The sequence below is a fragment of the Frankia sp. AiPs1 genome, from assembly GCF_023716945.1.
Lineage (GTDB): Bacteria > Actinomycetota > Actinomycetes > Frankiales > Frankiaceae > Frankia.
The window spans coordinates 1-8,330 of sequence record NZ_JAMQQF010000247.1; the positions used below are offsets into that span (position 1 = coordinate 1).

An 8,330-nucleotide genomic window follows, 5' to 3' on the forward strand; every position below is an offset into this window, starting at 1 on the left:
CTACCTCGCCGCGCGGGCGACCGGCGGCGAGCAGGTGCTACGCGGCCGGGTCGGCGCCGGCACGGGGGCGTTCGCGAGCCAGTGGCGTGGTCCCGAACACCGCCGCCCCGGGGGGCTCGGCTACGGACATCGGTGCCGCGGCGGAGTCAGCGTCGCCGCGCTGTGCGTGGTCAACGCGTTTGGGGACATCGACCACGGCGGCGACCCCGTCCCGCTCGACGCCGCCGAGTCGCAGTGGCGGCCGTTCGACCTCGCCGCCGGCCGGACCCACACCACGATCGGGGTTGTCGTCACCAACGCCCGTCTGGACAAGGTGAGCTGCCTGCTGGTCGCGCAGGGCGCCCACGACGGGCTGGCACGGGCCATCACTCCGCCGCACACCCGCCTCGACGGCGACGCGTTCGTCGCCGCGGCGACCGGCCGGGTCGACGCCGATGTCGACCTCGTCCGCCTGCTCGCACTGGCCGCGGTCACCGCCGCGATCCGCTCCGTCGACCGATCGTCGCGGCCACAGGTGACCTGACGTGGACCGGCAGATCGGCGGGTCATCGTTGCTGACCGGCCGAGGCTGTTCGGTGAATGCGCCGCGGTGGCCAGCACGGGCGGCGCGTTCCGTCGGCTTCTGCTGATGCTCGGCCACCCCCGCGGCGGATATCGCTGAGCCTGGGGCGCGCGAGCAGCTTCCTCACACGACGGACGGATCGGTATCTGATGTTGCTCGGCGCGCCAGCCCTCCGGTCGTTCGCAGGGGGCATCGCCGATCGATGCGAAGGCCGGTTCCCAGCGATCACGACCTTGGTCGGTCGTCGCGTCCCGGTGATTCGGCCGCTGTGCGCGGTCAAACGGTCAAGCGATCAGCGGGTGGGGCGACGCCGCCGCTGGTTGTGCCGGGTCGGAGCGGTGACCGGTCGGCGTCGGATCGGGGCGGCCGGTTCGGTGTCTTCCGTGGTCGCGGCCGGCGCCAGGTCTGACGGCGGAGCCTGGAAGACGAGGCTGGCGACCTGCGTGGCCGAGACCGGGTGCGCGCTGGCCTCCGCGGCGGGCCGGGCGAAGTCGGGGATCCGGAAGGGGCGGGTCGTCGGCGGCGGGAGCTCCCGCCTCGGCTGGGAGCGGGCCGCCCGCGGCGCAGAGAAAGGCTGGATCGATGAGGTGGCGATGAGTGGGGTCTCGCTTTCGGGAACGGATCGTCGGGCGACGATCGGTATGGCGACCACGCGGGAGCCGTCGGCCGCGGCGCGAAGCCTGCGATCCGACACGACCCGTGGGCGGGTCGTCAGAGCCGGTACATCCGGCTGAACGGGCTCGGAATGCGCTCCTGCCGGGAGCCGAAATCGACATCCACGGAGGTCTCTCCGGTGACCCCGATGACCCGGCCGAGCCCGTACACGTCATGCGTGACGCGGTCACCGACCGAGAACCGCTCCTGCGCAGGGACCGCCGGAACCTTGAAAGGGCTGTTGGGTAGGCGACGTCGGGGCACCGCTGACTCGGTCATCACCTCCAGTATGCACGTCCGCGCGGCGATGGCCAGTCGCCAGCCGCGCCGGGGCCGGGCCGTCACCCGTCGGTGGCCGGAAAGGGTGCGTCCGCGCGGCTGGTGCGCGGGCCGCGAGCCAACCGCCGACGAGCGACTGCAGGTCCTGCTCGGCGCCCCTCCCGCCGGCGGACCGGCACTCTCAGGGGGTCGGGGAGGGCGGCGGCTGCGGTGGGGGCAGCGCGCCCTCCTCGTGATCGAGCTCGTTCTCGAGCAGGCGCAGGGAGGCGTCGGACAGGTGGCCGGTGTCCCGCCAGAGCTGGAGCTCGTCGCGTTCCGCCTCGATCATCGTCCGGCGGACCCGGCTGAACGCCTCCGTGAGGCTCGCGGCGGGGGGCCGGCCGGCGTCGGCACGCCTCAACGCACGCAGGCTGTCCTCGCTGCGCCGCTTGCGCTCCTCGGCGACCGTGCGCAGGCGCAGGATGAGATCGTCGGGAAGCTGGCCACGATCATGGATGGCGGCCAGGGTCCGCAGGCCGGCGTCGGCCGCCGCGACCCGGGCGCGGGCGCGCTGCCGCCGGCCCTCGTCGATGTCGGGCCGTACCCCCAGCCGGTGCAGGACCGGTCCGAAAGTGAGCCCCTGGCCGACGAGCGTCACCAGCACCGCGACGTAGGCGCAGAACACCAGCAGATCCCGATGCGGAAAACCGGTCCCGTCGATGGACAGCGGCAGCGCGAAGACCGCGGCGAGGGAGATCACCCCGCGCATCCCGGACCAGGACAGCGCCACCAGTTCGCGGGTCGAGAGGTACGGATGGGGGGACAGCAGGCGCAGGCGCGTCGGTGGCGCCTCGGGGGGCGTCGCCGTCTCGGTGGCCGGCGGCGTCTTGTGGGGCGGCGGCGTCTTGGGGGTCGCGGGTGTCTCGTGGGTCGCGGGTGTCTTGTGGGTCGCGGGTGTCTTGGGGGTCGGCAGCATCGCGGGTAGCAGCAGCCACAGCGGCCGGACCAGCACGACCGCGCCGACCGTCACCGCCGTCGCGGCCGCGACGGTCGAGCGCGGATAGTCACCGATCGCCGGGATGACCGTCGCAAGCTGCTGGCCGATGAGCAGGAAGACGAATCCCTCCAGCAGGAGGTCCACGAGCCGCCACACCGCACGCGCATGCAGCCGAGCGGGCCCGGACAGCAGGCTGCGGGACCGGGAGCCGAGGACCAGCCCCGCGGTCACCACCGCGAGGACCCCGGAGGCGTGTAGCGCCTGCGCCGGCACGTAGGCGGCGAAGGGCGTCGCCAGGGAAACCGCCGTCTCGGTCACCGGGTCCTCGATGCGCCGCCGGAGCTGGCCGATCAGCCAGGACACGGCGAGCCCGACGGCGAGCCCGCCGACGACCGCGAGCAGGAAACGTCCGGCGACCCACGCGACGTTGAACCGTCCGTCGACCACCGCGGCCACCGCCACCGTGTACAGGGTCAGCGCCGTCGCGTCGTTGAAGAGGCTCTCGCCCTCGATGACGGTGCGCAGCCGGTCCGGCAGGCCCACCCGCCGTCCGATCGACAGGGCCGACACCGCGTCGGGCGGCGCCAGCGCGGCCCCGAGGGCACAGGCGGCGGCGAACGACAGACCTGGCACCACGGCAACGAGCGCCGCCCCGGTGACCACCGCGGTGACGACGACGAGCAGGACGGACAGCGAGACCACCGCGCGCAGGTTCGCGCGGATTTCCACCAGACTTGAGCTCAGCGCGGCGGAGTAGAGCAGCGGTGGGATGATCAGTGCAAGGACGAGGTCCGGGTCGAGTCGCGCGTTTGGCCCGGGCAGCAGCGCATAGACCGCACTCGCCACGACCAGCAGCACGGGCGCGGGCAGGCCGAACCGGCGCGCCGTCAGGGCGGCTGTCACCACGAGCGCGACTCCGAGCAGCCCGAAGGCTATCTCTCCGAGCACGTGCCGTCCCCGGTCGTACACGGCCTGCGCCGGCGGACACCGGCGCCACGGCCAGGACCGTCAGAGATCAGGACGGCCCTCGGCCAGCCAGACCTCGACGTCGAGCGCTCGCCACAGGACGAAATGGCCCACGGTGTGGATGGGGGAGGGAAAATCGTCGCGAGAGCACAGCCCGCGGGCGCGATGCGCCGAAATCGACAGCCGACGCGCAATATCGGCGGTCGTCCATAGATCGTCAACCGCCATACCGTCATGCTATGCGACAACGGCACCCCCCAGCGCCGCCACCGGGTGCCCTGCCCGGCCCGCGCCGGGGACCACGGACGGGCGTGCGCGGCACCGCGGACGGTCGGTTCCGCTCGGCGTACGCGCCGCATGCGGGTACGCTTGCCGACGTTGCTCTTCTTGGTGTCGCCGGTCACCTTCAGGATGGCACGAGCCATCGACCGGAGCAGATCCGGTCGGCGGAGGTATGCGGTGTGTCGTATGGATGCGCCGCGGCAGGAACAGTGAGGAGCGGCTGTGTCAGCAGGTACGGTGAAGTGGTTCAACGCCGAAAAGGGCTTTGGTTTCATCTCGGTGGACGGCGGGGGTGGCGACGTCTTCGTCCACTTCTCCTCGATCGTGAGTGAGGGCTTCAAGTCCCTCGACGAGGGGCAGCGCGTGAGCTTCGACATCGAGCAGGGCCAGAAGGGTCTGCAGGCCGCGAAGGTCCAGGCCATCGGGTAGTCGGGCGGCTCTCACGGGCCGTCCGTCCCACGGCTCCCGGTGGCGTCGGGAGCGGATGGACGGCCCGCTCGGGCAGGCCGCGTGCCCACCGGCTCACGCGGCCCGCCGCCGGCCGCCCGTCTCGTCGTCGCAGTGCCGACGGCGCGGATGACCATCCGATCCCGCCAGCTCGGGAAGCCCCCCGGTCAAACGATGGCGCAATGCCAGAATTGACCGATGCGCGGGGACACGGCCGATGGATCGCCGACGGTGTTCGTCAGCTACGCCGCCGCCGACCGGCCGTGGGCGGAATGGGTCGCCTGGCATCTCATCGAATGCGGATACGACCCCAGGCTGGAGGCTTGGTACGCCGTACCCGGTGCCAACAGCGCCGCCTGGCTTGATCGTGCCCTCGGCGCCGAACGTATGGTGCTGATCCTCAGCGAGGACTATCTGGCCGAGGCCGCCGCCGAAGCTCAGTGGCAGGCTGGCTACGGGCGTGCGGCCGGACGGCTGGTGCCGGTGCGGGTCGGTCCCTGCGCCCCGCGAGGCCTGCTGGCGAGCCTGATTGCGATCGATCTGGTCGGTCTGGACGAGCAGGCCGCCGCGGCGGAACTGCGCGACGGGCTGCAGGCGGCGGTCTCCGGTTCGGCAACGCCACGGCAGGCTCCGCTGTTTCCCGGCCCAGCCAACTCCACGCGGTCCCAGGCCACCCAGCCCGGCGCCGTCGCCGGTGGCCCCCGGGAGCTACCACTGGCCACCCGCTTCTTCATCGGCCGCCGCGACGAGTTCGCCCGGATCCTCGCGCTGGGCCGGGCGGTCGCGGCCGGCGGTCACCACGACCCGGTCTGGACGGCCGCGGACGGCCCGGCGCTGGCGGACGGCGCGGTGACGGTCATGGCCCTCGACGGGATGGCAGGCATCGGCAAGACGACTCTCGCCGTGCAGGCCGCGCACCGACTCGCCGACGATTTTCCCGACGGCTGCCTGTTTCTCGACCTGCACGGGTCGACGCCGATGGTGACGCCGATGGATCCCGCCGCCGCGCTGGAGCAGCTGCTGCGCCGTCTCGGCGTGCCGGGGGACGCGCTGCCGCCTTCTCAGCAGGCCCGCGCCGCGCTGTACCGCGACCGCCTCGCCGGCACAGGAACCCTGATCGTCCTGGACAACGCCGGTTCCGCCGAGCAGGTCCGACCGCTGCTGCCGGCCGCGTCGCGGTGCCTCGTGCTCGTGACCAGTCGTCGCCGACTCGCCGCGCTGGACGAGGCCCGCCCGTTACGGCTGGACGTCCTGACCCGATCGGATGCGCTCGCGATGTTCTCGGCTATCGCCGGGGAGGATGGCGCCGCCGACGGGCGCGGGGCGGCCGAGCAGGTGATCGACCTGTGCGGCCGGCTTCCGCTGGCCCTGCGGATCGCGGCCGCCCGCCTGCGGGCACGCCCCGCGTGGACGCTCGCCGACCTTGCCGATCTGCTGGCCGACCAGCACAGGCACGTCTCGCTCGCCGAACTGAACGACGGCGAACGCAGCGTGGCCGCCGCCTTCGCCGTTTCCTACCGGGATCTGAGGCCCGACGAACAGCGGATGCTGCGAGGGCTCGGCCTGCACCCGGGCGTGGAGTTCGACACCGCCGCGGCGGCGGCACTCACCGGCGACCCGGCGGTCCCGGCGGCGCGGCTGTGCGAGCAGCTCCTCGACGTCCACCTGCTCGCTGAGACCGCGCGAGATCGTTACCGATTCCATGACCTCGTGCGCGTCTTCGCCCGCGAACTCGCCGTCGAGCAGGACTCGGCGGATGCCCGCCGCCAGGCGCTCACCGGCCTGTTCGACCATTACGTCACCACCGCGGCGCTCGCCGTCCGAGTGTTGTTCCCCGCCGAGGTCGCCCACCTGCCGCCGCCGCGGACGCCCTACCCGGTCCCGCGCTGGACCGACGACCCGCAGGGCGCCCGGGCCTGGCTCGACCGGGAGCGTGCCAACCTCGTCCTGGTCGCGGGCCATGCCGCCGAGAACGGCTGGCCGGAAGTCGCCACCGACCTGGCCGCCATCCTGTTCCGTCCCCTCGACCTCGGCGCTCATCTTGGCGACGCCACCGCCCTGTACGGACATGCCGGCCGGGCGGCCCGCGCTCGGGGCGACCGGGCGGGCGAGGCACACGTGCTGGCCAGCCTCGCCGGGATCCACCGCCATCAGGGCCGCTACCAGGACGCCGCCGACGCGGCCGGCCGGGCGTTGGAACTGTTCGTCGAGGTCGCCGACGAGCCGGGCCAGGGCCGGGCGTTGACGAGCCTGGGCATCATCCGGTGGCGGCAGGGCCGCTACGACGAGGCCCTCGACCACGACCGTCGAGCCCTGGCGCTGTATCAGCGTGCCGATGACCCGCGCGGCCAGGCCCGCGCACTGGGCAACATGGCCCACGTGCACTGGCGGCAGGGCCGGTACGGGCAGGCCGTCGAGCACAATCTGCGGTCTCTGGAGCTGTACCGCCGCGGCGACGATCTGCGTGGGCAGGCGCACGCGCTGGGCAATCTCGGCAACGTGCGCTGGTCCCGCGGCGAGACGCGCCAGGCGGCCGACGATCACCTGGCGGCTCTTGAGATCTACCGCCGCCTCGACGACCGCAACGGTCAGGCCGACGCCATGACCAACCTCGGCCTGGTCCGCCATGCGCAGGGCCAGCACGACCTGGCGGTCGGTCTGTACCGCCGCGCCCTCGACCTGTACGAGCGGATCGGCGACCGAAACGGCCAGGCGCGGGTCCACAACGGGCTGGGCGAGCACTTCGCCGCTATCGTCCGGCTCGAGCAGGCTCGTGACCACCACGCCCGTGCCCTGAGCCTCACCCTCGACACTGAGGACCGCTACGAGCAGGCCCGCGCTCATGCCGGGCTCGGCCACGTCCACCATTGTCTCGGCGCGCCCGGCGCCGCCCGCCGGGAATGGGAACACGCCCGGACGATCTACGCCCGTCTCGGCGCGCCGGAGATCGCCGAGGCCGAGCAGGCCCTGCGCGAGCTCACCAGTCCATCGGGGTAGCCCGGTACTCGGACCTGCCAGCCATTCTCTGACCTCGGCCCAACCCGGCGTGATGGCATGAAAGCACTGATGATTGCCCGCACCTTCCTGGGGCTGAATCTCGGTGGCTCGATCAGACCTCGCTTCTCGAGGGCAGGAACAGTGTTCAAGGCCAGCTCGTCGATCTGCTGGGGCCACCGCCGACCGATGATTCCGCGGGGAAGGAACGCCTGGCGAGTAATCCACGGAGTGCTCCGGCTGGACGGCGAGTGTGAGCCACTCGACGGCGACCAGATCACGCCAAACCAGAACCATAGCGGCAGCCGCGGTGCTGCTGCTGCTGAGAAGCAGCCGAAACAGACCTGCAGTCCGGAGGACCACCATGCAGGTTCAGGCGGATCGGTTCAGGGCGGCGCCGACGAAGGCGAGCTGTGCCGGCGCGACCGCACGCCAGTAGGCCGGGGTGTGCCCGCCCGGGCCGAGGCTGTGTTCCTGCGGCCGCAGGTCCGCGACGGCCTGGCGGGAGACCGCGGCGAACGGGTCGGCATTGCCGCAGTCGATCCGGTACGCCACCCCCGCCGCCGGTGCGGATCCCAGGACCCGGTTCGCGGCGAAATCGGCGGCGGAGTCGAACGCGCCGGGGGCGCTGGCGCCGTAGCTGCGCCACATCGCCGGGCTGCTCGCCGCCGCCGCGACGACGAGGTCGGGATGGCGCCGGGCCAGCAGCAGCGCGCCGTAACCGCCCATCGACCAGCCCAGCGCCGCCATCCGGGCCGTGCGCAGGCCGGCCGCGGCCAGCCGGGGCCGGATCTCGTCGAGGATCATCGTCTCCGGGTCGTCGCCGGAGGCCCGCCGATGCCAGTAGGCCGTGCCGCCGTCCACGGTCACCAGGGCGAACGGTGCCACGCCCGCGCCGATCGCGGCTGGCAGCAGGCCGTCGAGGCCGAGCAGGCCGACGGCGCGACGCGCATCGTCACCCCGCCCGTGCAACACGAGGCACACGGGCAGGCCGCGCCCACCGCCCGCCGGCGTGATGGTGACCATCGTGACCGGCCGGCGCCGGGCCGCACTGGTGAACGTCGTGCTGGTCACCGCGGCCGGGCCGCTGGCCGGCGTCGGTGCCCCCGCGACCGGTGACGCCGCGACCGATGCCGTGCTCTCGGCGTCGGAACGCCCGGCGGCGTAGGG

7 protein-coding genes are annotated in these 8,330 nt (G+C 73.0%); 3 read left to right on the top strand and 4 right to left on the bottom strand.

Annotated features, from left to right (window positions below; genetic code table 11):
• Positions 1 to 523 (top strand): P1 family peptidase (locus ND748_RS19375; protein WP_251747419.1); only part of this gene is annotated, 523 nt, incomplete at its 5' end.
• Between the two features lie 750 nt (positions 524 to 1,273).
• On the opposite strand, the gene ND748_RS19380 is transcribed toward ND748_RS19375, so the two are convergent.
• The 3 genes from ND748_RS19380 to ND748_RS19390 all read right to left on the bottom strand — a co-directional run bounded on the left by ND748_RS19380 (position 1,274) and on the right by ND748_RS19390 (position 3,665).
• Complete coding sequence (locus ND748_RS19380) at positions 1,274 to 1,495, bottom strand: hypothetical protein (protein WP_251747420.1); 222 nt, start codon at positions 1,493 to 1,495, stop codon at positions 1,274 to 1,276.
• 181 nt (positions 1,496 to 1,676) lie between these two features.
• The gene (locus tag ND748_RS19385) at positions 1,677 to 3,419 is read right to left on the bottom strand and encodes a sodium:proton antiporter (RefSeq protein ID WP_251747421.1); all 1,743 of its coding nucleotides are present in this window, start codon (positions 3,417 to 3,419) and stop codon (positions 1,677 to 1,679) included.
• A gap of 60 nt (positions 3,420 to 3,479) precedes the next feature.
• Positions 3,480 to 3,665 (bottom strand): AlpA family transcriptional regulator, encoded by a 186-nt coding sequence (locus tag ND748_RS19390; protein WP_251747422.1) that lies wholly within the window; start codon positions 3,663 to 3,665, stop codon positions 3,480 to 3,482.
• A 276-nt stretch (positions 3,666 to 3,941) separates the two neighbouring features.
• On the opposite strand from ND748_RS19390, the gene ND748_RS19395 reads away from it, so the two are divergent.
• Both ND748_RS19395 and ND748_RS19400 read left to right on the top strand, forming a co-directional pair.
• Positions 3,942 to 4,148 (top strand): cold-shock protein, encoded by a 207-nt coding sequence (locus tag ND748_RS19395; protein ID WP_041939680.1) that lies wholly within the window; start codon positions 3,942 to 3,944, stop codon positions 4,146 to 4,148.
• 216 nt (positions 4,149 to 4,364) lie between these two features.
• Positions 4,365 to 7,163: a tetratricopeptide repeat protein gene (locus ND748_RS19400; RefSeq protein WP_285902379.1), complete on the top strand. Its 2,799-nt coding sequence runs from the start codon at positions 4,365 to 4,367 to the stop codon at positions 7,161 to 7,163.
• A gap of 369 nt (positions 7,164 to 7,532) precedes the next feature.
• Here the strand turns inward: ND748_RS19400 and ND748_RS19405 are convergent.
• Positions 7,533 to 8,330: alpha/beta hydrolase-fold protein (locus ND748_RS19405; protein WP_251747423.1), on the bottom strand; the 798-nt coding region annotated here is incomplete at its 5' end.